21 protein-coding genes are annotated in these 26,279 nt (G+C 45.6%); 11 read left to right on the top strand and 10 right to left on the bottom strand.

Annotation, left to right across the window (positions count from 1 at the left end):
• The first annotated feature begins 148 nt into the window (after positions 1-148).
• Entirely contained in the window at positions 149-994 is an 846-nt protein-coding gene (locus BVI01S_RS12540) for a tyrosine-type recombinase/integrase (RefSeq protein ID WP_061810378.1), read from the top strand.
• A 405-nt stretch (positions 995-1,399) separates the two neighbouring features.
• Here the strand turns inward: BVI01S_RS12540 and BVI01S_RS12545 are convergent, their stop codons facing one another.
• Positions 1,400-4,345: an EAL domain-containing protein gene (locus tag BVI01S_RS12545; protein WP_061810379.1), complete on the bottom strand. Its 2,946-nt coding sequence runs from the start codon at positions 4,343-4,345 to the stop codon at positions 1,400-1,402.
• 263 nt (positions 4,346-4,608) lie between these two features.
• Between BVI01S_RS12545 and BVI01S_RS12550 the strand changes: the two genes are divergently transcribed.
• From BVI01S_RS12550 to BVI01S_RS12570, 5 genes are all read left to right on the top strand, one after another.
• On the top strand, positions 4,609-5,157 hold the full coding sequence (locus BVI01S_RS12550) for a competence protein ComK (RefSeq protein ID WP_167562117.1): 549 nt from the start codon (positions 4,609-4,611) through the stop codon (positions 5,155-5,157).
• A 524-nt stretch (positions 5,158-5,681) separates the two neighbouring features.
• Positions 5,682-6,584, top strand: coding sequence for an N-acetylmuramic acid 6-phosphate etherase (gene murQ, locus BVI01S_RS12555; protein WP_061810381.1), 903 nt, complete (start codon positions 5,682-5,684; stop codon positions 6,582-6,584).
• A 94-nt stretch (positions 6,585-6,678) separates the two neighbouring features.
• Positions 6,679-8,037, top strand: coding sequence for a PTS transporter subunit EIIC (locus tag BVI01S_RS12560; RefSeq protein ID WP_439951112.1), 1,359 nt, complete (start codon positions 6,679-6,681; stop codon positions 8,035-8,037).
• The gene (locus BVI01S_RS12565) at positions 8,034-9,062 is read left to right on the top strand and encodes a MupG family TIM beta-alpha barrel fold protein (protein WP_061810383.1); all 1,029 of its coding nucleotides are present in this window, start codon (positions 8,034-8,036) and stop codon (positions 9,060-9,062) included. Before BVI01S_RS12560 ends, BVI01S_RS12565 begins: the two co-directional genes overlap by 4 nt.
• A 176-nt stretch (positions 9,063-9,238) precedes the next feature.
• Entirely contained in the window at positions 9,239-10,360 is a 1,122-nt protein-coding gene (locus BVI01S_RS12570) for a histidine kinase N-terminal domain-containing protein (protein WP_061810384.1), read from the top strand.
• A 14-nt stretch (positions 10,361-10,374) separates the two neighbouring features.
• Here BVI01S_RS12570 and BVI01S_RS12575 read toward each other — a convergent pair whose 3' ends face one another.
• From BVI01S_RS12575 to BVI01S_RS12590, 3 genes are all read right to left on the bottom strand, one after another.
• Complete coding sequence (locus tag BVI01S_RS12575; protein WP_061810385.1) at positions 10,375-11,712, bottom strand: UDP-glucose dehydrogenase family protein; 1,338 nt, start codon at positions 11,710-11,712, stop codon at positions 10,375-10,377.
• Positions 11,709-12,629, bottom strand: coding sequence for a UTP--glucose-1-phosphate uridylyltransferase GalU (galU, locus tag BVI01S_RS12580; protein WP_244886936.1), 921 nt, complete (start codon positions 12,627-12,629; stop codon positions 11,709-11,711). Before galU ends, BVI01S_RS12575 begins: the two co-directional genes overlap by 4 nt.
• Before the next feature lie 277 nt (positions 12,630-12,906).
• Positions 12,907-14,664 (bottom strand): M4 family metallopeptidase, encoded by a 1,758-nt coding sequence (locus tag BVI01S_RS12590; RefSeq protein ID WP_082804731.1) that lies wholly within the window; start codon positions 14,662-14,664, stop codon positions 12,907-12,909.
• Positions 14,665-14,906: 242 nt separating this feature from the next.
• Here BVI01S_RS12590 and BVI01S_RS12595 point away from each other — a divergent pair, with 242 nt between their 5' ends.
• From BVI01S_RS12595 to BVI01S_RS12605, 3 genes are all read left to right on the top strand, one after another.
• A complete protein-coding gene (locus BVI01S_RS12595; protein ID WP_061810387.1) occupies positions 14,907-15,482 on the top strand; it encodes a hypothetical protein in 576 nt (191 codons plus the stop codon).
• On the top strand, positions 15,479-16,024 hold the full coding sequence (sipW, locus tag BVI01S_RS12600; protein ID WP_061810388.1) for a signal peptidase I SipW: 546 nt from the start codon (positions 15,479-15,481) through the stop codon (positions 16,022-16,024). Before BVI01S_RS12595 ends, sipW begins: the two co-directional genes overlap by 4 nt.
• Positions 16,025-16,093: 69 nt before the next feature.
• Positions 16,094-16,696, top strand: a complete 603-nt coding sequence (locus BVI01S_RS12605; protein ID WP_061810389.1) for a TasA family protein — start codon at positions 16,094-16,096, stop codon at positions 16,694-16,696.
• 40 nt (positions 16,697-16,736) lie between these two features.
• Here BVI01S_RS12605 and BVI01S_RS12610 read toward each other — a convergent pair whose 3' ends face one another.
• The 6 genes from BVI01S_RS12610 to BVI01S_RS12635 all read right to left on the bottom strand — a co-directional run bounded on the left by BVI01S_RS12610 (position 16,737) and on the right by BVI01S_RS12635 (position 24,063).
• On the bottom strand, positions 16,737-19,148 hold the full coding sequence (locus tag BVI01S_RS12610; protein ID WP_061810390.1) for a putative bifunctional diguanylate cyclase/phosphodiesterase: 2,412 nt from the start codon (positions 19,146-19,148) through the stop codon (positions 16,737-16,739).
• Positions 19,149-19,237: 89 nt separating this feature from the next.
• Entirely contained in the window at positions 19,238-20,455 is a 1,218-nt protein-coding gene (locus BVI01S_RS12615; RefSeq protein WP_061810391.1) for a helix-turn-helix domain-containing protein, read from the bottom strand.
• A gap of 393 nt (positions 20,456-20,848) precedes the next feature.
• Complete coding sequence (locus BVI01S_RS12620) at positions 20,849-21,439, bottom strand: SCO family protein (RefSeq protein WP_244886937.1); 591 nt, start codon at positions 21,437-21,439, stop codon at positions 20,849-20,851.
• Between the two features lie 62 nt (positions 21,440-21,501).
• Complete coding sequence (locus tag BVI01S_RS12625; protein ID WP_061810392.1) at positions 21,502-22,497, bottom strand: aliphatic sulfonate ABC transporter substrate-binding protein; 996 nt, start codon at positions 22,495-22,497, stop codon at positions 21,502-21,504.
• Positions 22,498-22,535: 38 nt separating this feature from the next.
• Positions 22,536-23,291 carry an ABC transporter permease gene (locus BVI01S_RS12630; RefSeq protein ID WP_061810393.1) on the bottom strand — a complete coding sequence of 252 codons (756 nt, stop codon included), beginning with the start codon at positions 23,289-23,291 and terminating at the stop codon, positions 22,536-22,538.
• On the bottom strand, positions 23,275-24,063 hold the full coding sequence (locus tag BVI01S_RS12635) for an ABC transporter ATP-binding protein (RefSeq protein ID WP_061810394.1): 789 nt from the start codon (positions 24,061-24,063) through the stop codon (positions 23,275-23,277). Before BVI01S_RS12635 ends, BVI01S_RS12630 begins: the two co-directional genes overlap by 17 nt.
• 238 nt (positions 24,064-24,301) lie before the next feature.
• On the opposite strand from BVI01S_RS12635, the gene BVI01S_RS12640 reads away from it, so the two are divergent.
• Positions 24,302-24,820 (top strand): RNA polymerase sigma factor, encoded by a 519-nt coding sequence (locus BVI01S_RS12640; protein ID WP_061810397.1) that lies wholly within the window; start codon positions 24,302-24,304, stop codon positions 24,818-24,820.
• Positions 24,807-26,213: a coiled-coil domain-containing protein gene (locus BVI01S_RS12645; RefSeq protein ID WP_061810399.1), complete on the top strand. Its 1,407-nt coding sequence runs from the start codon at positions 24,807-24,809 to the stop codon at positions 26,211-26,213. Before BVI01S_RS12640 ends, BVI01S_RS12645 begins: the two co-directional genes overlap by 14 nt.
• Positions 26,214-26,279: the final 66 nt, after the last annotated feature.

The following is a 26,279-nucleotide window of genomic DNA, read 5'->3' on the forward strand; positions in this document are numbered from 1 at the left end:
AGTTACTCTTTTTTTGTTTTGATTTGAAGTTCGAAGAACATAAAGATTTGTCTGATTTCTCCGCGTTTACATTCGGAGAAGTTGACTTCTTCCTCTATTAGTTCTACGATATTAGTAAAAAGAGGTTTGACTCGAAAGGGTGGTACACTTGCAAGAGTCTTCTAGTGCTACTATTGATCAATTTTTAACATGGCTTGAACATGAAGGGAAATCATCAAATACCATCTCGACTTACCATCAGGAACTTAAAAAGTTTGAGGAGTGGTTACACACCACTCATAAAGAACTTATGAATATTACACAAGAGGATGTTCAGGAATTCATCTTGTTCTTAGAAGATAAGGGTAAGAGTCCCACTACGAATGACAAGATTCTTGGAGTGATAAGGACTTTTGCAAAATACTTGAAGAAACCGGAAATTACGTTAGATATAAGAATGAAACAAGGTATTAAGAAAGATGAAATTGAGGTTCTGTCACTGCCGGAGTGTGATCAATTGTTATCAGAAGTGAAAGAAAATGAGAACGAAAGAAATACTGCTATTGTGTATATGTTGCTTCATACAGGAATTCGTGTATCTGAGTTATGTGGGCTAAATAAATCTAATCTTGATTTACAGCTTAATCAACTTTCGGTTATTTCTGCTACTAATGATAAGAGAGTCATTCCTCTGTCGGATGAGTTGAAATATCATTTATTAAATTATTTACCATTTAATAAAAAGGAGGAAGCTCTATTTGTTTCTAAATCTAATGAAAGAATGACGGAGCGTTCTGTTCAGTATATGTTGAAAAAATATGGAGTCAATGCTCAAAAGCTGCGACATACATTTTGTCAGCAATTAATTGATAAAGGTGTCAGCTTGGAAATCGTCTCAAAGCTTGCCGGGCACAAAGACATTAATGTAACGAAAAAATATGCGAAATCCAGGATTCAACAAGATGAATACGAAAGAGCGATACGAAATACTTTTTCCAGGGAAACATGTAATTGATTTACTTGACTGGAACAGCTATGTAGAAAGAAAAAAGGATGCGAACTAAAGTCCGCATCCTTTTTCTATGAGTTTAAGATATTGACTTACCCAAAATCAATATCTTAGTAAGGGAGTAAGTAGCTAGCTTACAACCCAAAGTCTTATCGTACCTCTTCTTTATATCATTAATTGCAACATGATGTCGATGTGTAAAAAGTGGAATTCGTGTATTCGAATTCCACTTTTATTTTATATTTGAAATTTGATAGGTGATTTTGCACGGGTATAAATTCTCCCAAATGCTCTAATCATTGCACCTAATTACTTTAAAGTATGCTAGCAGAAAGAATAATGAGAATAAAGTCCTTTTTTAAAAAGAAAGCGAATAATTTTTATAAAGGAACCTTTGAGGTTTATATCTGATTACTCTTTTATGAAGTGATCCTTTAAGTAATCTACCCCATCTGCCTGAATAAACTTGCACCCTCCAGGAGTAGGCGTCTTCACCACCTCAATGGATAATTTATTCAACAGCTTAGTCAATGTCGTCTGCTCTGAAGGGGTGAGGAGGAATTGTACTCCGTATAAGAAGAAGTCCGACCCCTTTTCCTGCTTCCACACAATTTTTCCTGGAAGGTTGACTGATTCACCGAGTATATGTGTGTGAAAATCAAAAGTGATCCCAGGTGATACAGGCAACCGCAAATGAGTCAGGAAGCGCAGTCCACCGGGTCCCATATTCTCTACCAACACTTCTGTTGTACCCACCAATGCCTGCTTTCCATTCACGCTTGCAATTGTCATGTCCGTGCTTAAAGGATATGTGAAGTCAATTCTGAATACTTCCCGTCTTTCCTCGACAGGGATGAGAGGCTGAGTTTGCTCGGTTGATAAAACCGGGTTTCGTAAATAGGCGAGAAAGTCTTCAGCAGGGACCGGTTTACTGAACAAGTACCCTTGTATGATGTCGCAGCCCTGCTGCTCCAGGAAGGTTCGCTGATCATCTGTTTCCACGCCTTCAGCCACCACGTTTAAATGCAATCCATGTGCCAAGTGAATGATCGATTTCGTAATCTCGGCATCACTTTCGTTCAGGTAGTCCCGGATGAAACTCCGATCTATCTTTACGGTATCTACCTTGAATTTCTTCAAATATAAAAGGGAAGAGAATCCGGTTCCAAAGTCATCCAGGGAAAATTGTATGCCAATCTCTTTCAACCTTTCCACTGCTGAAATGAACGACTCTTCGTTCTGGATCAGGACACTTTCGGTAATTTCAAGATCGAGAAGGGAGGGATCCACTCCGGTTTCCTCTATGATAGTGAGAATGGTTTGCATCCAGTCATTCCGCAGAAAACGTTTGGGTGACATGTTAATGGATACCGGAACAGCGCGGACATTTGAACGTTCCCATTCTCTTATTTGTTCGCATACTGTCTGGATCACCCAATCAGTGATCGAAATGATAAGTCCGTTTTCTTCAGCGATGGGAATGAATTCATGAGGGGAAACGAGTCCCCACTCAGGGTGCTGCCATCTGATCAACGCTTCTGCTCCCAGGAGTCTACCTGTATTGGTATCCACCTTTGGCTGGTAGTGCAGAAGGAGTTCATTATTTTTAATCGCCTTCCGAAGATCCTTTTCTAGCTGAAATAGTTTATAAGATTCGATGTTCATTGAAGAAGTATAGATTTGAAAATTGTTTTTTCCCATTTCCTTCGCTCGGTACAGAGCGGTATCTGCCCTGCTTATGAGAGTCTCTGAGTCTTCCCCGTCGATTGGATAGACGGTCATTCCAATGCTTGCTGTAACAAATAACTCATAATCTGAGATGAAGAAGGGTTCTTCCAATGATGTGATCAACCTCTGGGCAAACGACACGGCTTCTTCTGTATCCCTGATGTGACGAAGGAGGATGGTGAATTCATCGCCTCCCATTCGAGCAACAAGATCAATGTCAGGGGTATTTTCACGCAGTCGGTTGGAAATCTCTTTTAATAAAACATCGCCCTTTAGATGACCCAGGGTGTCATTGATGCGTTTAAAGCCATCCATATCGATGTACAAGACGGCAAACGGTTTCTGTAATATGCGCGCGCTCTCAAGGAGGTCACCCAGCTCGTTTTCAAACATCCGTCGATTGGGAAGACCGGTTAAGTAGTCATGATAGGCGAGGTGGGCCATGGCTTCTTCTGATTTAATCTGTTCTGTGACGTCTGTGATGATCCCGTCCAGTCGGATGAGTGCTCCCTCATGATCAAAGACGGGTATCGTATTATCTTCTATCCAGCGTATACTACCGTTCTTATGCGTGATACGGTAGCGTCCTTTCGGTGGCTTGGCCGTCGAGAGGGTTTCCTGCCTTGAATGATAATAGGAAAGATCGTCGGAATAAATGAGGTCAGCCCATACAATCGATCCTTCTACAAACTCCCTGGAGTTGTAGCCGGATATGCTCTCAATCCCTGTCGAAGTAAACAGTACTTTGTTCTCTCGTACATCCATGGACCAGATCCCTGCGTCCAGGTTATTGTAGATTTTCTTTACATGCTCTTCTTGCTCTTCCATTTTCGTTTGGATCTGAACTTGTTCCGTAATATCATGGGACGTCCCGATCATGCGGACCGGACGCCTGTTCTCATCAAGGAGGACATCGGCATACTGATTCAATACCCGTTCTGAACCGTCTTTCTTTATGATGCGATAGGAAATACTGAAGGTGGACTTGTCTTCAATGGCTTTTTTATAATGTGAATGGAAGTTTTCCCGGTCATCGGGATGGATTCGTTCATACACTTTCTCATAGGTAGGGACCTCGTTTACATCCAAATCAAACAGGGTGTACATGTGATCAGACCACAACGCTTTGTTTTCGACAATATCAAAGTCCCACGTACCGATGTCCACCAGCTCTTCTACGTTATGGACGTTCATTTCAAGCTTTGAAAGAATCGCTTTCTGGGCTTCCACTTCGGTGACATCACTAATCAGAAGCACAACACCAAAAATTTCGTTTTGATTGAATAGGGGCTGAAGGTGGACACTTGTATCCATGAGCTGTCCGTCCTTGAGAATATGTACACTATGATACTGCTGGTATTCGCCATTTACAGCTTTCGTGTAATGATCGAGAGTAGTAGGGATATACGGTTGAGGTACACAGTTTGCAATGAATTGCTGAATATTTCGAACCTTTTTCCCACACAAAATCTTGGATGCTGAATTTGACGCGATGATATGACCGTCAATATCCAGAATATAAACGGGATCAGGATAGTGGTGGAACAACAACTCATACATATTCATCAGATGTTCGTCATCAACTGAATCATTTTGCGATTTTCTTAGAAGATTAATAACATTTAACAAGCCATTTTTCCCCTTTCACCATAAAGGAACTTACAAATATACTATGAAAAATATACCATAATAAGTATGTCAATTGGAATGGACTAAGGAGTAATTTCGACGAAATCATACTCATTTCTTCAAATTGTGAGATTTTTCTTAAAAAACAACAAATATAAATGGAAATATCCTGGGATTGGTATATAATAGTAATAAAGTCTCATATCTAAGAAAATTCTGATAATAGAGGCTAATGATAAAAAGGAAAAAGGATGGTGTTTGATTTGAAAGGTTTAAAAGAAATGGTTACTCGAAGGACTGTGGCAATTTGTCCCGCGTATGATGGGGGTCATCAGTCGGTTGTCCATGACTTTGATAGGAGAAAGACGTACAGTGGAAAGTCCTCCATGGAGATTCTGGACGAATCCTGTATGGCATACAGATCCACCTACGACGGAAGGATCAAAGCCGTCCGGCATGCATTCGACTACCTTAGAAAAACACCTCTCATGATCTGCCCGCAGCAATACATCTATGCGATACCCACCAAGGCCCCGACCGATTATGATTGCATATGGCTGTTCTGCCAGCATATCGAATCAACCTCCACCAAAGAAGGAAAAACCTATGTGCATTTTACGAACGGAGAAGAGCTTGAAATCAACTGCTCAGAAAGCGTCATCACAAAACAAAGGGAAAGGGCAGCCATCACCATGACACATTTCTCCACCATCCCGACAATCTCATACATGAACCACAACGAAACCGGACTCTACCTGCCTGGATTCCACTCATACCTTCACAACCCGGACGAACTTGGCGCCGATTTTTGAGGGACGGACTTCCAGAAGATAGCAAACAATCGAATATAAAAAAACAGGAGTAGGAAACGTGTTCCAACTCCTATTTGTCGTTGTTTGAATAAATTGGGTCTATTTGATGAGGATGTTACATAATTGAACCTAATAATGATCTGTTAACTGGTATGGTTTTGATGATCTTTGAAACTTATGTTATTTTTACTATATTTTTTATGCTCATGAGTTGATTGGAGCGGAAGGTGCTGGAATAGTGGGAAAGTTAAAACCCCGTAGGGCAATGCCAGAGGAGGCTCAACTCACGCCCCGCGGAAAGCGAGCACCTGCAGCGGAAATCAACCAGCACTCTCCTTTTCATCAACAAGGGTTATCAAGGGATAACTATTAAAATAGAAAACTTCCCCACTATTCCCATCAAAAACAATGGTCTATCCTAAAATTTAATTTCATATAATATAAAATGTAATTGAAATATTATTTTATAAACGAGTATAATAGAGTTAATGAAAACGCATACAGATTTCTGGGAGGAATGACTTGTGAAAGAAGATAATGTTTTTGAATTATCAACAGAGAAGGTGAACCAGAATACGCTCGGGATTGATACAGCGAGTACCGGCGAGATTCTTCACATGATGAATGAGGAAGATCAGAAGGTGGCGGAAGCAGTCCGGCTCGTCATCCCACAAATAGAAGAAGTCGTCGATAAAGTCGTGACATCGATCTCACAAGGCGGAAGATTGATCTATATAGGCGCCGGCACCAGCGGAAGGCTCGGTGTCCTGGATGCAGTGGAATGCCCGCCGACGTTCAGCGTGGACAGTGACGTCGTCGTCGGATTGATTGCCGGCGGTGAGAAAGCGTTCGTGAAAGCGGTGGAAGGAGCCGAGGATGATGAGGGATTAGGAGTGTCCGACCTGAAAGAAATCGGACTGACTCCTCTGGATACCGTTGTCGGGATCGCAGCAAGCGGGCGTACCCCTTATGTCATCGGTGGACTGAAATACGCGAGGGAACTTGGTGCCACCACGGTGTCTCTTTCCTGTAACACAGGATCTAAAATCTCTGCAGAGGCAGAGCATGCGATCGAAGTAGATGCAGGTCCCGAAGCATTGACGGGATCCACCCGGTTAAAAGCGGGGACGGCTCAGAAAATGGTCCTGAATATGATCTCCACAGCAAGTATGATCAAGCTTGGGAAGGCCTACGGAAATCTGATGGTGGATGTGAATATCAGTAACTACAAGCTAGAACAGCGGGCGATCGGCATCATAGAGAGCATCACGGGTGCTGATAAAGAAACAGCCGCAGCGACTTTGAAAAAGGCAAATAACGAAGTGAAACCTTCGATTGTGATGATTACCCTCGGCTGCGGATACCAAGAAGCGAAGAGCCGCCTGGAAGATGCCAACGGCTATGTACGCCTGGCCATTGAAAAATAGTCTATTTGTATAGGGGTACCTGTCCCGTCCCATTCATAGACATTAAATGGGAGGGACACTCAATAGATAAAAGGAACGAAAGGGGAAGGTGAAATTGACGAATAAAGAACTGGCTGGAGTCCTATTGGAACGGTTTGGCGGTGCTGATAATATCGCAAGCTATGAACATTGCATGACGAGATTAAGAGTGAAAGTGTACGACGAAGAACTCATTCAGAAAGCAGAAATCAAAAAAACCGAGGGTGTCCTTGGATTTGTAGAGGATGAAACGTATCAGGTCATCCTGGGACCGGGGAAGGTCAATAAGGTGACGGAGGAATTCGGGAAGCTGGTTGCCGAAACAAAAGGAGATATTGACCTGAAGGCCCGTGCAGCGGAGCAAAAGGCTGATCTGAAGAAAAAGAACGCGACACCATTCAAGTTGCTTCTAAGACGCGTGGCGAATATCTTCATTCCCCTGATCCCTGCGCTGATTGCGTCAGGATTGATCACCGGGTTCACGAAATTCTTCGTGCAGGCAGGCTGGCTGAGCGGGGAATCCCAGCTTGTCATGATGCTTTCCATCATTGGTAGTGGATTATTCGGTTACCTCGGTATCCTTGTCGGGATGAATGCGGCGAAGGAATTCGGGGGCTCGGCGGCACTCGGTGGCTTGGCCGGGATCCTGATCATCAATCCGGCGATTGGTGATGTGACACTGTTCGGGGAAAATCTACTGCCTGGACGGGGCGGATTGATCGGTGTCTTGATTGCCGCCATCTTCATGGCATTTGTTGAAAAGAACGTTCGAAAGGTCATTCCACAGGCAATCGATATCATCGTGACGCCTACGATCGCGTTATTGGTTACAGGCTTATTGACGTACACGGTATTTATGCCGGTCGGCGGTTTTATTTCAGACATTATTACCAATGGTCTTCTATCTCTTATTGACATGGGTGGCCTTGTTGCCGGATTCGTCCTTGGCGCAACCTTCCTGCCTCTTGTCGTGACAGGCTTGCACCAAGGATTGACGCCTGTACATTTGGAACTGATCAATACAATCGGGGACGACCCGTTGCTGCCGATCCTTGCTATGGGTGGAGCCGGTCAGGTTGGAGCGGCATTTGCCATCTTCGTGAAAACGAAGAAGAAGAAGCTGAAGCGGGCAATCGGCGGGGCGCTTCCTGCGGGGATGCTTGGAATCGGTGAGCCGCTTATCTTCGGTGTGACTCTTCCTTTAGGCCGTCCGTTCCTGACTGCTTGTTTAGGTGCAGGATTCGGTGGGGCCTTCCAGGCGTACTTCGATGTGGCGACGTTTGCCATCGGTGTATCCGGTCTGCCGTTGATCTTCCTGGTCAATGCAGGGGAGATTCTCTACTATACTCTCGGACTATTGATTGCTTATGGGGCAGGATTTGCTTTGACGTACCTGTTCGGGTTCAAGGATGAAATGGCGAGTGAGTTTGAATGATTGGAATTTCCGTTTATCTGTCTGATGAAGATGCCGAAGAGAGGATTCTTCGTGCCTCTTCATCCGGTGTCAAGCTCGCTTTTACCTCTCTTCATATTCCGGAAGAATCAGGGATCAGCCGTAAGCGGGTGAGGGATCTACTCTCCCTTTTTAAAAAGGAAGGGTTCCAGGTATTTGCCGATGTATCGAAAAAGACACCTGCCTTGTTAGGGCTTCATCATTTTGAAGAGCTGAAGGAACTGGGCGTCACGTCCCTGAGACTGGACGATGGATTCACGACGGATGAAATGCTCGAGTTATCCCGTCAGTTTCGGATCGCCATCAATGCCAGTACCGTTGGAGAAAAAGAACTGCAACGGTGGATCGATTGCGGCCTGGAAACAGGGAGCATGATTGCCTGGCATAATTTTTATCCGAAACCCGAAACGGGGCTGGATGAGGAGTATTTTCTGAAGCAGCAACATCTGTATGATACGCTCGGCATTCCCGTCTATGCGTTCATACCAGGCGATGAAAAGAAGCGAGGCCCTCTTCATCTGGGCCTTCCCACTTTGGAAGACCACCGTGGTCAAAGTCCTTACGTCAGTGCCGTACAATTGAAGCGGTGGGGCGTGACGGGTATATTCGTTGGCGATCCAGGCTGTTCTGAAGGATTGCTTGAAAAACTTGTACGCTTTGATCAGGAGGATGTCATCCAGCTCTCTTACAGTGGAAGCGGTAAAATCGAAGGGGAGTATCAGCTCAGACCGGATCCGGGCCGGGATGTGTTTCGGTTGTTGGACACAAGGACGGAAAGTGAGCTCCCTCCACAACATACCGGGGAGCGGCCGCGGGGTGCGATTACACAGGATAATGATCTGTATGGGCGGTACAAGGGTGAAATGCAGATTGTTCGACGTGACCTGGAGAGGAACCCTGCAGTCAATGTGATAGGGAGAGTGTGTGACAAAGATCTTCTTTTACTGGAATGGATCCAACCAGGTCAAAAGCTCCGATTGGTCAGAGGGACGGACCTTCTAAACTAGTAGTAAAAGAGCGTGGGGACCTTCTCATGCTCTTTTTCATTTTCAACGAGGAATCAAAAGCCATGTGCCTCTTTTCATGACATATTTAAATATACTCATTAAATTCCCCCATTTTTCTGTTATGATATTATCAACGAATATTTCGACAATAACCGGAATGAAGGGAATGCCAATCAATGACTAGTGCTTCAATCATGCTGATACAATACCTGGAAGATCATTCAGACGAATTTCTACATAATTGGCGCAAAAGTATCGTCATTTCAGATAATGATATATATAAAGAAGAAGTATTGAATAATGGTGTGAAGATGTTTCAATTAGTGAAGCGTGCGATTGTGAAGCCCCTCACGGAAGAAGAAATCACCACACTTGCCAACAAGACGGCCCAGGAACGGGTCAATGCCAACGTAAATATAAGCGAATTTGTATACAACGTGAATATTGGCAAGAGTATCATCATCAAATGGGTGAGTAATTCTGGAATCGAACTGCGGGAATTGCAGCCCTTGATTGAAGATATCAATTCGCTATTTGACCGCTTTTCCTATCTTGCCGTCAGAAAATATACGGAAATCAAAGAGCAGGAGCTTCAAGAGAAGGAACTGTATATCGATCAAACCCACAAGGAACGCTTGACGATCCTCGGTCAGATGAGCTCAAGCTTCGTTCACGAATTCCGGAACCCCCTGACGTCCATCATCGGTTTCACCAAGCTCCTGCAGAACGGCTATCCTGATCTTCCGTACCTGGATATCATGCAGCATGAGCTCGAGCAATTGAATTACCGCATTTCTCAATTCCTCCACGTATCGAGAAAAGATATAATCGATAGTACAAGGGAAGAAATCATCCTGACCGATCACTTGGAAGAAACCATCGAGTTCCTGTATCCGAGCCTCCTGGATGGAGATGTTTCAATCGATTTCCGATGTGAGGAAGATATCAAGGTGCTCGGAAACCGTGATGAGTTAAGGCAGGTATTTCTCAACCTCATCATGAACTCCATCGACGCCCTTCAGGAAGTGGAAGGGCACAGGCAGATCAATGTCTCCTGTGATGTAAATGAGGGCAGGGCGAATCTCGTCATCTCCAACAATGGCCCCCAGATCAAAGAAGAAACCATCGAAGCGATCTTTGAACCTTTTTACACGACGAAGGACCTCGGGACGGGAATCGGCCTTTATATCTGTAAAAAATTGATTGAAAAGCATGGCGGGGATATATACTGTCATTCCGATGATCAGTGGACTACGTTTACAATTGGGATCCCTGTTGAATCAAACGTCATAATGTAATAAAAAAACCTCATTCACCAGGAATGGGGTTTTTTCATTGCGGTATGAGTGACGGCAGGCCTGCCAATGGAATAATAATGGATTCCGGCTTCCTTCGCCTCCTCCAGGGAAAAACAATTACGACCATCTAAGAGGATGGGGGTTTTCATGAGCTTAGCGATGGTCTTCAATCGTAACACTTTAAACTCTTCCCATTCGGTTGCAATAAACAACATGTCCTGATCCTCGATGGCTTCGAAGCAATTGTCGGCGTAAGTGACGCTTGATCCAAGAACTGACTTCGCATTTTCCAGGGCCACTGGGTCGTATACTGTAAGATTTGCTCCTTCAGCCACCAGCTGTTTGATCATTTCCATTGAAGCAGCTTCTCTGATGTCATCGGTATTGGGTTTGAAGGACAGACCCAATATCCCTGCCCGCTTTTCTTTCAGGTCCTTGATATGTTGTTTCGCCATTTGAACCAATTTCACTTGTTGTTTGGCATTCACGTGAATGACAGATTCCAATAATTCGAAGTCATGCTCCATTTCCCCAGCCATTTGCACGAGGGCATTCGTGTCTTTCGGAAAGCATGAGCCCCCATAGCCTATACCGGCTTGAAGAAACGAAGAGCCGATGCGCTGATCCATGCCCATTCCTTTCGCCACATCTTCTACGTTCGCTCCAAGCTTTTCGCATAAATTCGCGATTTCATTGATGAAGCTGATCTTGGTTGCTAAAAAGGCGTTGGAGGAATATTTGATCATTTCAGCGCTTTCGATTGTGGTGTGTAAAACCGGTACCCCAAACGGTGCGACCATAGATTCTAATCTCATGGCAGCCTCTTCATCATCCGTACCGATGACAATCCGGTCACCATTGAACGTATCATGGATGGCGGATCCTTCTCTTAGAAATTCGGGATTGGAAGCAATCTTGAACGTGGCGGCTGAAGACGAATGAGTGGCCAACCAGGATTGCACCTTGCGATTGGTCCCTACGGGAACGGTGCTCTTTGTCACAACAATCGTGCCTGTTTCCCGGGCATGTAGGCCGATTTTCTCCGCGACGTCCTGAAGGGCGGACAGATCGGCAGAGCCATCCGGACGGGAAGGGGTTCCCACGGCAATGATGATGACTTCAGCTTTCTCACAGGCAACGTGATAGTCTGTGGTAAAGGACAAATGGCCGGATTGGATGTTCTTTTGCAATAATTCTTCCAATCCCGGTTCATAGATGGGGGACTTTCCCCTCTTTAACACCTCCACTTTTTCTTTGTTTGCGTCCAGACAAATGACGTGGTGCCCGATCTCCGCCAGGCATGCCCCTGTGACAAGACCCACATAGCCTGCCCCGATTACTGCAACATTCATTCCGTTCCCACCTTTTCAATCAGTTCTTTTAAGTATGAGGTTAATGACGATTGGAGTTCCGGTCTTTTCATTGCACACTCAATCGTCGCTTTAATGAAGCCGAACTTATCTCCGATGTCATAGCGGTCTCCGTCAAATACTTTGGCATACATGGAGTGTTCCTGATTATAGTGGTTTAATGCGTCGGTCAACTGAAATTCTCCGCCTGCTCCCGCTTGTAATCGATCTAAATAAGAAAAAATCTCAGGAGTTAGAATGTATCTTCCCATGATTGCCAGGTTTGAAGGAGCTTCATGATGAAGAGGTTTTTCAACCAGCCCCCGTATTCGGTGAAGATGGTCATCTTGCGCTATTTCCGTTGGGAAAGGGCTGACAATCCCATACTTTGATACTTCTTCATTCTTCACTTCCTGAACTCCGATGATCGGCGCTTGAAACTCATTAAACGATTCAATCAGCTGACTGACACACGGTTGTTCAGATAGGATCATATCGTCCCCGAGCATGACGGCAAACGGATCATCCCCGATGAAGGAACGGGCACAAAGGACGGCATGACCCAACCCGAGGGGCTCTTTCTGTCTGATATAGTGAATGTTTGCCAGATTCGCAATCGACTGGACTTCCTCAAGGGCGTCCCATTTTTCTTTTTTCTCCAAGGTTGCTTCCAATTCATATGATTTATCAAAGTGATCCTCGATACTCCTCTTGCCGCGACCGGTAATGATGATGATATCCGTGATCCCGGAATGCACGGCCTCTTCAATGATGTATTGAATGGTCGGTTTATCTACGATCGGGAGCATTTCCTTCGGCTGGGCCTTCGTGGCCGGGAGAAATCGAGTACCGAGTCCTGCTGCCGGGATGATGGCTTTTGTTACTTTCTTCTTCGGTAAGGACAGATCGGGTTGATTCACGCTATACACCTCCGAAAATATGTATCTCTTTCTATATTATCAGAGGAGGGGGCGGGATATCCCTTGGGAAAGGTTGGTTTTACGAAGAATTTACATAGGTTGGGGGTTGTTTGGATGAGGTCATTCCTGTTTAAACTGGTGAATAAGAGCGGTTTCCCCCACATCTTTTCCCAGGAATATTCATCACTCTTATTTTTTTCAAAAACTCCACTTCCCAGCAAAAAAAACGACCTCGGCAGGCTCTGCAAACCCACCAAGATCAGCACCACATTTATACTTACTCCACACCCACCGCATCATAAGCCGCTTCCACCGCTTTTACTTCTGCAGAAGACTCGCCATTACGGTCAGGATACAGGTCCCTGGCCGCCTGGATGGCTGCTTGTCTCATTTCGCTGAAGCCGGATGTCGCTGTCAAATAAAGAGTGAGGGCACGATAATAGATCTTCTCTGCTTTCGCCTTGCCGATTCCCGTCACTTCCACGCCATGGTGGGTTCCGCCATCGGTCAACAGGTAAGCGGCTTTATTATTGATGGAGCTGTTAATATGCACACCGCCATTATCAAGATCCCCAAGATAACGATCGTCATAGTGATCAGGGTAGTAGCCTGATTCCGTGTATCCACCGATATATACGGATGCCGGATCCTTCATGTCCCGAAGTCCATCGCCGGAGCGGTTCGGTGTCCAAATGTCTTCACCCAGGAGCCACAGGTCGTCTCCTGTTTTATTCTCTACAAAAGACCCCATGATGTCTGCAAGGGATTCATTAATGGCACCCGATTCATTCTTATAAACAAGGTCGGCAGTCCGGTCTATGACCCCGTGCGTCATTTCGTGACCGATGACATCAAGACCACCGGAAAGGGAGATCATCCGCTCACCGTCTCCGTCACCGTACAGCATTTGCTTTCCGTTCCAGGCTGCGTTGTTCCATTTCTCCCCGATATGGACGGTAGAAATGAGTTTCATGCCATTGTTGTCCAAGGAGTTACGAGCGAACTTCGTTTTGTAATAATCAAATACTTTCCCTGCATTGAGATGGGCGGACACAGCGGCCGGATCATAGAAAAAGCTTTTCGGACTTGTCACTTCGAAACCGGTCAAACCGAAGAGGGCGGATAGAATGATAAACGTATTGGGTGGCATCTGGTTGGCTTTAAACGTATGAATGCCATTGGCCCTTGTCCCGTCAAATAGATAATGTGTGCCATTGGCCATGTCTTTTACAGCGTTAAAGGTCTGCAGATTCCCAAACATGTCCATTCCCCGGGCCTGTACCGGTTGGGTGGCAGGAGGGAGGGCCCTTGTGGAAGCTTTCACGTAACTCGGTGTCACTTCCCCGCTCGATTTAAAGTCTTTCGTTGCGTCTTGGATCTCGTTGTAGTGGTTGATGACTTCACCGGTCGTAGCATCCACGAAGTAGTGGAAGTAGCCTGGTGCTGGGACGGACGTCGAAGCTTTTACCAGATAAGATAGAACATACTTTCCTTCATGAGGATAGATGATAAGTTCCGATTCAATTCCATCATAATCTGAGACTTTCCCAATTTCCCCGTCGATACTCGTTTTTACTGTCTCGAGGGCTTCCTCTTTGGAAACGGATGCCTCAGTAGGGACAGCAGATTTTGATAGATTTTGAGAAACACTTCCGAAGAAGGCTTTCACATCATTGTTTGAATCCAATGCGATGGTTTGCTCCGATCCATATACAGGAACCCCGCCGAGCTGCTCGACGGTTCTGAAATGATAGGAACCATGCTTACTGTCGGCTTCCTCTTGAATGATCTTGAATTGGTTCTTTGCCGCCTCGATGGATACAACTGACTTCGTTTGGGGTTGTAACACTTTGGACTGCAGGAACTGATACAGCACATCCTGCTTTGACAATCCTTCAGGGGCATCCCATGACTCTACTATGTAGGAAGGACTGCCCTTGACCTGATCATTCGCCAGCACATTGTAGCCTGGTGCCGCCAGACTCCCTAATGCAAGGGAGGTCGCGATCAACACGGGTATCGTTCTCTTCTTCATCTTCTTCTGTTTCAAACCAATCACCTCTCCGAAAAGTAATGTAGAACACCTCCAATTATTCAGAATAATCAAATCATGGTCAATTGGGTTAATGGGAATGGCTTTGTCCGGTGATATGGACGTGAAGAATGACAATTTCCCTGGAAATAACCCCGAATTCGACATGGAAATGACCCGATTTACAAGCAGGCACCGCTATTTTACGATTAGAACCAATAAAGCAACCAAGGAGGCGTCAGGAAATGACAGGGCGTTTCGGCAAACTCTTGATCCCGGGTTTAGTATGTATAAATCTATCATTGACCCTCCATCTGATGGGGGAAACAGAAGCGGCTTTTTCCACTCAGGAAACGAGCGGCACCATGGCATACTCAATGGCATTCGTCTTCCCGGCTACGATTCAGCAGATGGAGCAAGAAGCAAAGGTGGAGGCTGAGGAGATTGGGCAGCTGTATCGAGGGTATGAGGATCTCAACTTGGAAGAGGCCCTTCTTTTAAAAGGAAAAGTAGTTAAGGGTAACGAGGCTTTACAGACACTTCATACCAAAATGGAAAGTTATTATCAGGAAGCATTGAACGACCCAAAGGAATTTCACTATGTAATAGAAGGATTTTTAAAAGTGGACAAGCTTGTGGGGAACATCGATGCTGAGGGGGAAATCACCAGGCTTGAATCATATATTGAGAGCTTGCGAGGGGCAGGGGAAACATCTGTCGAAGGGAAGAAACCGGATGAAGATGCAGGACCTGTCACGAGTGAAATGATCCCGGTAAAAGACTCTGAGGACGCTGGAAAACAAGAGGGGGAATCCGAATGAAACAATCATTCTTCATACTCAGAAAAATAACCGTCGCCATCACTTTCATCCTATTCTGTTCACTGGCCTTCATCGTCTTATCGTCGAGGGCGTCGGGAGGAGAGCCAACGATCCTGAACCATCAATTTAAGGTCGTCCTGTCGGGTTCCATGGAGCCCACCTTTCAAACGGGATCGGTGATTGTGATCGAAAAAGCAAAAGCCGATCGGGAATATAAGAAAAATCAGATCATCACCTTCCGATCAGAGGATAAGTTGATCACCCACCGAATCATCGACATGAAAGAAAGCAATGGTCAAACTCTTTATGTCACAAAAGGGGACAACAATGACGCACCCGACCGGGGTTATGTCCTCACTCATAACATCGTGGGAAGCTATTCGGATTTCACCGTCCCGTATCTGGGCTATGCCGTAAACTATGCGTCTTCGAAAGTAGGGTCTGCCCTTCTACTATTCATTCCGGGACTCCTTCTCGTTTTTTCAGCGGTACGATCCATTTTTGTGACATTGAAGGAAGTTGAAGTCAACACCACTGGTTGATCCTGTTATTTGTCGATTGTGACGAATGATAGATTGATAAATAGATAAAACAAAGGGAGGAAGAAGAATATGAGTTTTGCAAAGAAGGTAAGCAAGGGAGTATTAACGGCAGCATTGGGGTTTTCATTGATGGGTGGAGGTACATACGCTTATTTCAGCGATACGGTTGAGACGCAGAATACGTTTGCTGCTGGAACATTGGATCTCGCTGTGAATCCTGAAGTGGTCGTGAATGTGGAGAACATCAAGCCGGGTGATGAAATCCAGCGTGAATTCACCCTGGAAAACAACGGAACACTCGACATCTACAAAGTACTCCTTGGGACAAACTATACAGTGGAGGATGCGATGCAAAACGGTGCGGCCAATGGGGATGACCTCGCCAAGCATATCAAGGTCACCATCATGTACAATCAAGGAAGCGCCTATTCACCAGTAGTGGAAACATCTCTATTCGAACTGAAGAATCAGACACCGGATCTGACCGCCATGAACACCTTCGTTGGCAGTGAAGTCGTTCCCGATGGTATCCCTGCTGGCGGCAGTGAGAAAATCCTCGTCCTTTTCGAATTCGTCGATAATGGCGAAGACCAGAATGAATTCCAGGGAGACGCCCTGAAGGTCAACTGGACGTTCAACGCAGAGCAAGGCGAGGGAACACTACATGAATAAACGCTAAACGAAACCCCCTGGAGGTCTCCAGGGGGTTATTTCACCCGACAGCAGAAGGGGTTTCACGCGCCGTGATATACTCCATCAGCTCCCCACCCGGTACGGGCTTGCTGAAGTAATACCCTTGCGCATACTCACATTCCAATTCCTTCAACCATGCCAACTGTGATTCTGTTTCCACCCCTTCTGCCACGATGGTCAGATTCAAATGCTTGGCCATGGCATGAATCGCGGATACGATTGCTTTATTGGACTCATGATCATCCAGTCCCATGATGAAGCTACGATCAATCTTCAACGTTTGAATCGAGAATTTCTGCAGGTAGCTTAACGAGCTGTATTCAATGCCGAAATCATCGATGGCGATCGACACGCCGATTTCCCGCAGGGCATTCAGTTTTGCCAGGGCTTCTTCCACATGGTGCATCGTCGTGCTTTCCGTGACCTCGAGTTCGATGAGTGAAGGGGGGACGTCATAAGTGTTCAGAACATCCCTCACCATGTCCACAAACGTAGCATCGTGGAACTGACGGGAAGAGACATTGACTGAGACCTTGAACGTATGACCCTCCTGAATCCAGATTTTCAGCTGCTTGCAGGCTTCAATCAGGATGCGGTGTCCGAGTGGAATGATCAGCCCCGTTTCTTCAGCTAATGGAATAAAGTCGACGGGTGAAATCAGTCCTTTTACTGGATGATTCCACCTCACCAATGCTTCCACCCCGACGATCTTATTCGTCGTCAAGGAGAATTGAGGCTGATAATACAGCTCGAACTCTTCATTGATCAGCGCTTTTCTCAGGTTTTCCTCAAGCTCGATCGGGTTGATTCCTTTCTCCTCAAGTTGATCGGAAAATAAAAGCTGATACGCGCCTTCGCTCTTTTTCATCGTATACATGGCGATATCGGCCTTTTTCAAAAGGGTGGACAAATCATGCCCGTCTTGAGGGTAAAGGGAGATCCCGATGGAAGTGGACGTGATGATGTCATGGCCCCCTATATCGAACGGGGTCTCCAGACTTTCATGAATCGCTGCCGCCACCTTATGGACATCGTTCCGGCATCCGATGGAAGGGAGCAGGACGATGAACTCGTCACCGCTCATCCGTGCAATGAAGCCTTTCGTTCCCAGCACCTTTACGCACCTTTTCCCCACACGTGAGATGAGCTCATCCCCGTATCCATGGCCCAATGTGTCATTGACGATTTTAAAACGGTTCAAGTCGAGTAGCAGGATGGCCATCTGCTCATGCCCCTCCTGTACTTTTTTCTCGAACTCTTCATTGAAATAGCGCCGGTTCGGTAATCCGGTCAGTTCATCATGGTAGGCGAGGTACTGGATTTGCTCCTTATCCCGGATCGCCTCCGTAATATCCGTCGCCAGGACATGTGCACCCGTCACTTCCCCGTTGAGATGAATTGGCACCACGATCACCTGAATGGACATGATGTGCCCTTTCCGGTGGGGGAATCTCATTTCGAATTTTGACGCCTCCCCAATCAGGGATTTTTGGAAAGCGGTCTGGATCTGGTCCAGATCCTTTTCCATTACATACGAATGAAACCCTTGTCCGATCATCATGTCGATGGGGTAGCCCGTCATTTCCGCCGCCCTGTTATTGGCCTCTATGATGACGGCATCCCGATTATACGTAAAAATGGCGGAAAGATTATTCTGATATAAGGACCTGTATTCCTGTTCTTTCTCGTAAATGTCCTTCATCTGTTTTTTATGCAAATCATTGGCCAATTGGTCCGGGATGAACCAGAGTGCCAGCAGGATGCCCATTTCAATGATGAAGGGTAGCATCTGATTGTTTTCTACCCGGGACAGCTGCGGGCCATATTTCTCCGGTGAAAGAAGGGAATAAGCCGTCAGATAGGTGATTCCTGAGAAACCAAGCCCCATAATGAAGCTCCAGAATGCGTGCGTTTTCCCTCCATAGGAACTGCTTTCCTGATTATTAAGCTGCAGGAGCATCCGGAAAAAAGGAAACGTCACGCCAAGTGTCATCAGAATCGTCAACCCTATGTACATCGGTTTGAATTCAACATGAGGATAAATCAACCCTGTATACGTGGCAAAATTCCCCGCCATCATGATCAGGGAAAAAATGAATCCTCCCTTGATGAAGTGAACCTTATCCGTATTCACGTCCTGAAAAAGCCGGAGAGAAAGAAAAATGCTGAAAAAGCAAACCACGATAAAGATCGGAGCGAAATAGACGAACCGCTGGATGAAGATGTCGTATGAAACCATCAACGTCACTGAAGCGTGGAGCAGGCAATAAAAAATCGTATAAATAAAGGAAGGGAGCCATAACTCCTTTTTGGTTACCAGTTGTTTCTGGCCGTTTCGCTTGAACGCTTCCTTCAGTGCCAAATAGCTGCAGCCGGCCGATAATAGAACGCTCATAGTTATATTGATGAAAATGAGTAGAGAATCAGCCATTTTTACCTCCGTCCAAATACCTATTTCTAACAGTATATCATGTATTTCGACGGAATTTTCCTATTTTTTCATTTTATCGACAGAGTTCTTCAACGGCTTGTTTCCAGCTGCCTGGTCAACAGGATGGCGTTGTTCAGCTGCTCTCTTTCCACATAGTAATCATAAAGCACCTTTCCATACCGTTCGATCAGCAGCAGGTTCCTTGTTTCGATAAAATAGGGCAGTGCTTCACGTTCCAAATAGGAGACATATTCATCCCGGCACTGGTTCTTTTTGAGGGAGAACAGTTCGAACAGCTTAAGAAATAAAGAGCTTTTCAAACGTTTGCTTAATTGGAGCCCAAGGTGGATGTGCTTCTCCAGCTCTTTATCGGTGCACAGCTTACCTTCCATGCAGGCATCCGTAAAATTGCACAATCTTCTCAAGTAGGTGAGTGAGCCTTTTTCCGCAAGCTTGAGTGCTTCCTTGAAGGAGCGGCTGGCCCGTGAAAAATCGCCTCGATTGTAATACTCATAGCCTAAGTTGTTCAATAGCATTCCTTTTTGCTCAAGGAATCCGAGGGAATCACAATCCTCGATCAGATTCCGGTACCTTTCGGTCAAATGGTTTTCACCACTTAATTGCAGCAACATGACGGACTCTGCTTTAATGGAACCAAGGTAATTATTCGTCTCTTTAAAATAACCCAGTGCTTTCTCCGCATAGAAGTATGCCATGACCTTATTCCCAACGCATTGGTAGGCAATGGATAAATGATAATAGCATTCATGATTATGGTAGTCATTCATATCGATTTTTTGTAACACGTTGATGGCTTTCTGCTGGTTCTCATCCGAGTTTCGATTGATATAGATGATCCCCTGGACATGATGAAAGAGATTGCTTTCAAAAGCCGGTAGATTCAAAGGATTGATGGAATCGAGAATGGCACAAGCTGCTTCCGTTTTTTGATGTAAGATATAGTACCTCGCCATGAGCAGGTGAAAATGGGTACCATACTTGGAGGATTCAAGAAAAGCGGACTTCTCCAGCTGTGCTTTGATCTTCTCCACAAGATTCATCCTTCTCATAATGATACTGTTATGCCAGAGGTCGAGCTGCTTTTCAAGGTGTTGGAATGTCTCGATTTCATGATGGATATCAATCCCGAGCCGTTCAGAAAAAAGGGAGATGATCTCATCCGAATAAGCTGTTTTTCCCCGTTCGATCTTACTCACATGTGTCGTGGTACATATGCCCTCTCCGAGCCGAGACTGGGTCAGACCTGCTTTTTCCCTGTAAAAACGAATGATTTCCCCCGTGTGCATGAGTGATCCCTCCTGTGTGATGTATCCTGATGAGTAGTATTTGGTAAGGATGCTGGATTTTCCTGCATAGGAAGGGGGGATGAAAGATAAATGAGAAGGAAGGCATGGGGTTTTGGGGGTTATTGGGTGGGGAGTTTAGATGCAGGGCAGAGATTTTTCGACAAGTCGGCATGATTAATTGAAATTCGGCATGATTCCCGTGTAGCGGGCATGAAAAATTTTCATACCGCATGAAAATCCTAAATCACGCTTGATCCTTCCCGAAAGTGGCATGATTCCTGAAATAGACGTGAGAAGGATATGAAAAAGTCCGGTTACAATGGAAGAATAACCTCCCTTAATCCCAAAAAATCCTCAATCAAACAAAAAACCTCCCCGAACCACCCGGAAAGGTCACTTCAATCGCTCCATATCTTCAATCATTTCCTCATAAGGCGGATTCGACACCCCTTCATACTGCTTCAACATTACGCCGTTCTCGCTCACCAGATAAAAAGAGGTCCCGTGCACAAACTGATTCGACCCCTCGACCTTTGCTGCAGGAGTTTTAAACGACACATTAGCGAAGTGTTCAATCTCATCCCGGGAGTATCCCGTCAGGAAGCTCCAGTTCCCGTCATCGAATTCATACCGGCTGCTGTATTCCTTCAGCACATCCGGCGTGTCATGCTCCGGGTCGACGCTGATTGAAACCAATTGGACTTCATTTTCAAGTCCTTCCTCCGCAATCTTCTTCTGAAGCTTCGCCATATTCGCCGTCATCGGCAGGCAGACCGTATCACAATTCGTGAAAATAAAATCGGCTACGAGGATCTTCTCTTTGTTGAGAGCGGCCAATGACGTCTTCTCCCCGTCCTGATCAACCGCGGTCAAGTCCCCGACCTCGACCTTCATCGGAAACGACTCCTCCACATCCTGACCCTGACATCCACCTAGCAGTAGAAAACCTAGAGCGACAATAGATAACATAGACTTCACACCCACTGCGCTACCTCCTTCTATAATAGAGGTCCGTCCCTCTAGCGTGGAGGGACGGACCTTGCTCGTTAGTCGATGAATTGTTTGTCGATGAGATCGGTGAATTCCGGTTTTTCTTTCAGGAATTTGAGTTCGTAGGATGAGTCCGCGAATGCCTGGACTGCGTCTGAATCCACTTTGTAGGTGAATCCGATTCGTTCCCATGCCTGGTCGACAACTTCTTTACTCAGTTCCTGACCGGTGACTTCTTTTACGTCTTTGATCGTGATTTCTTTGGCTTCTTGAGGATTTTCTTCTATATATGAAGTCGCTTTTTTATGGGCATCAACGATCTTTTGGATGGTGTCCGGATTTTCTTTTACCGATTTTCCTGAGGCCACGAGTACGGAAGCAGGTAGTGTTTCCCCGAAGGAAATTTCATCATGATCGATGATGATGTTGGCGCCGGTTTCCTGCTGGATCACGGCTGCCCAAGGTTCAGGTGCGACGGCAATGTCGACTTTACCTGACTTTAGGATATTCGCATACTGAGCTGGGTTCCCGGTTACATGTTTCATCGTGCCCCCGATACGCTGGGACTCGATTCCGTGCTCGCCGAGGAACGTTTCCACCTGGACATCATGGGTACAACCGACTGCCGGAGTGATGAACGATTTGCCTGCAAAATCCTTAACGGACTTCACGCCGCTTTCTTTACTTGCAAGAACCACGGTTCCGCCCGTCGATCCGCCTCCGATGATTTTCACGTCCGCTCCGGTCATATAGTTATTCATGGCTGGACCAGGTCCTACAAGACCCGCATCGATGTCACCTGTTTTCAAGGCAGTCATGAACGAAGAACCATCCGGGAACGTTTTGTACTCAACCTTCGTGCCGTCCCCCAGTTCTTTTTCATAAAATCCTTTGTCTTTCGCAACCATAGCCGGTACGTGGTTAATATTCGGGAAGTAGCCGATGACGACTTTTTTGCTGACGTCGCCACCTGAACTCTTTTCAGTCCCGCAGCCGGCGAGAATCCCAAGGAATGTGAAGAAAATCGTGACAAGTAAAAACATCTTTTTCATTATTTATCCTCCTAATAGCGGGTGACCCGCAAATTTGGTTATGATTCCAATCCCCAACGTTTGATGACGGATTTCTCGATTCGCTGGAAAAGCAATTGATCGACGATGGCCCCGATGACACCGATGATGATCATGACGGCAATCACAAGGCTCATGTCTCCGAAATCCGAGGCGTAGCGGAGCGTGTATCCAAGCCCCGGACCGGTACTGAGGAGTTCGCCTGCCATCAGTGCCCGCCAGGCGAATGCCCAGGCAAGGCGCGATCCGGTGACAACATAGGGGATCGAAGCCGGGAAGATGACCCGGATGAATAAGTCCAATCCCCTCGAGCCCATCGTTTGTGCGGCTTTCAAAAAGAGGGGGGAGACGTTTTTGATCCCCATCCGGATATTCAGGGCCATGACGAATGTTCCCCCGAGGATAACCACGAATATGACGGCTTTTTCATTGAGTCCGAACCACATGATGGCCAGTGGCAGCCAGACGATGCTCGGTACACTCTGAAATGCGAGAAGCAAAGATCCGAGGGTATCGTCGGCGGTTTTTGATTTTGCCAGAAGCACGCCGATGCTTGTGCCGATGACTAACGAGATCCCAAGGCCGATGAAAAGCCGTTTGAAGCTCGCGATCAGATCGATGATAAGGGTCTGATCGGCAATGCCTGTGTAGAGTGAATGGAAAACGGATGTAGGCGATGGAAGAATGATTTCCGTCCAGAATCCCAATCGTGACCCGGATTCCCAAAGGCCGATGATGAGGGCGAAGAAGATGATGCGTTTAAGAGCGGTGTTCATAGGCCAATTCCTCACTTATCACTTTGTCGATTTCCTTCTTTAAATAACTCATGATATGTTCTTCGATTTTTACCATTTCTTCTTTATGGGCATCCCGTGGACGAGGGAGATCCACTTTGATATCGGCTAGAATCGTTCCGGGCCGGGTCCCCATGACGATGATCCGGTCTGATAGCTTGATAGACTCCGAGATACTGTGAGTGACGAAGAGGACGGTCTTCTTTGTTTCCATCCAGATCGTTTCAAGCTGATGATGGAGGCGGGAGCGGGTCTGTTCATCCAAGGCGCCGAATGGTTCATCCATGAGCAGGATCTCCGGATTCATGGAGAGGGCACGGGCAATGGCCACCCGCTGCTGCATCCCGCCGGACAGCTCATGAGGATAATGATCCTGATAGTTTCCGAGCTGGACCATATGTAAATATTTGGCGGCCTGGGCCCTTGCTTCTTTCCTGGACATTTCCTTTTTTAGGGGAAATGTGACGTTATCCCGGACATTCAGCCACGGGAATAGCGCAGCCTGCTGAAAGACCATGCCCCGGTCTTTTCCGGGTTTCTTTATCGGATTTCCGTCTACAAGGACTTCTCCCGATGTAGAGTCGGTCAATCCTGCCACAATCGAAAGGAGGGTGGATTTCCCGCAACCCGATGGACCGAGGATGGATACGAATTCACCCTTATCAATCTCGAGATTAATCTCTTTTAGCACTTCAGTGGGCTTACCCGTCTTATCAAGATATTGCTTATTTAAATGGTTGATCTCGATGAACATTTCATCACCCCTTATCTTATAATTCTTATTAGTTTAGTCGGAATATAAATAATACAATTATAGTATATTGGGGGAGGTTGTCAAGGTTTCCTTTATTTTGGTAAAAGGATAGAAAAAGGAAGGGCTTGTCAATCTAAATGATGAATTTGTAAATAAAATGAAAAAATATCCAAATAAATGAAATATTTGAAGGGTGAGAATCGTCTAATGTATATAAAGGAAAAACGGGGGGAATGGGATGTCTGACAATAGGTTGGTTGCAGATTGGTTTCAACATTACAGTGATTCCATCTATACGTTTCTTGTCTATCGCATGGGTTCTGGAGATGTGGAGGATCTGGTTCAGGAAGTGTTCATTCGGGCACTTAACTCAATAGAAGCATTTGAAGGGAAAGCCAATCCGAAAACGTGGTTATACTCCATTGCAAGAAATCTTGCGCTGGATGAACTTAGAAAAAGGAACAGGTGTAAGTGGTCCTTTACTTCATTTTCACCCATTAGCCATGAAGGCGCCTCATTAGAAACCCCTGAATCTTTATATTTTCTAAACGAAGGTAGTCGGGAGCTCCTGTCATCTATCAATCAACTAAAATCCAATTATCGTGATGTTTTGATTCTAAAAGGAATAAATGGCTTTGACGTAAAGGAGACAGCTTCGATTCTCGGGTGGACGGAAAATAAAGTCCGGATCACGTTTCACCGGGCGTGTAAAAAATTACAATCCATAACAGGAGGAGAAATAAATGAAGAAAATTAACGAAGAAAATATAAAAAAAGAGCTTCCACCCTTACAAATGAACGAATCAGCGAAAGAACGGATTCATACCACCCTTCTCAATCATCAGCCTACATCACCTTCTAAGAGGGGAATATGGAAAGGGGGTAAATGGGGTGGTCTCGTTGCAGCAGCACTTGGTATTTTCGTATTTTCATTACTTACCGTTTATATCATTTCAGAAACAGAGAAAGAGCGGGAACAAGAACAATATGTTCTGGCAGAGAAGGAAATCCAAGCGGTTTATGAAGAGATGGAAGGGAATCTGCAGAGTACTGAAGAAGGGCAATTGTTGAATCCGATAAAAGAGTCCAAAATGAAGTCGGCTCAATCATCATTGGAAAAGGTGGAAGCATCCTCTGACAAAGAAGAGTTGTCCTCCATGATGAGGGAAATAGATATCTATCATCAAGCCGTACCTCAGGTCAATGAGCTCCAAAACCAAATCAATGATGTGAACAAAGTTCTTTCTCAAAACGTGTTTGAAAAAGATCTAGGTGAGAAAATATCACGGTTGAAAAGTGATCTGACTGGAATTTTAAAGAAATTCGATCAAAGGGGAAATGCGTCCCTTAATGCATTCATAGGTGAATATTCCGCTCAAATGAGTACCCTTGAGAAAGAGTTTAAGAACTATACGAGTCTCCAAAAGGATGTTCAAGATCTTAAAAAAATGGCTGTGGAACAATCGGTGGATGCCAGAGAATTCGAACTAAAGTCAGAGGATGTAATGAGCCAGGTTAACCGTCTGGAAAACAAAAAAATGGCTGCCAGGATGGAAAAAGAAATCAACACGGCAAAAGCCGAGTTTCAGCAGCTAGTGGCAAAGGCAGAAGCTGAAGAAAATAAGCGTACGGAAGAAGAGAGAGTGGCCCAAAAGCGCAGAGAAGAACAAGCTTCGAAACCGAAAGAAGTGAACTCAAGCGTTCCGCTGACAAAAGAAAAAGAAGAAAGCGTTGATGAGAGCAGTCCGGAAGATGAGCTGTACCCGATGGAATTTACAATGACAGATCCTAACGGCCATACATTTAAACTAAGTCGCGATTTCAGTATCTATAAAATCGGAAAAGGATATGACGACATTGCGAGAAAATATGGAGCGCGGTTTTATTATACTCCAAACTCGGATGTGTCAAATGTCATCATCGGAAGGAAAATCATCGCCACCGTTTCACTCGTATCTGGAGCCCCTGTTGAATATAAAGAGCTCTTTATCGATCTCATGTCCTATAAGTCTAAAAAGTACACAAGGGAACAATTCGCTGACATAGTTGACACTGTCATTCAGAGCGGTGAACCTTATAAAGTGGAGGAAGGAAGCGCGGGAGAATTATTAAGCTTAGAAAATGGAATATTGCGTTATGACAGTTGGTAGAATATTGATCTTTTAAAGTCACAAGAGGCACCCTATTTAGAGGATGTCTCTTTTCTGCTGCTCAGG

Origin of the sequence: Rossellomorea vietnamensis NBRC 101237, assembly GCF_001591825.1 — a bacterium.
In the GTDB taxonomy this organism is placed as follows: domain Bacteria; phylum Bacillota; class Bacilli; order Bacillales; family Bacillaceae_B; genus Rossellomorea; species Rossellomorea vietnamensis.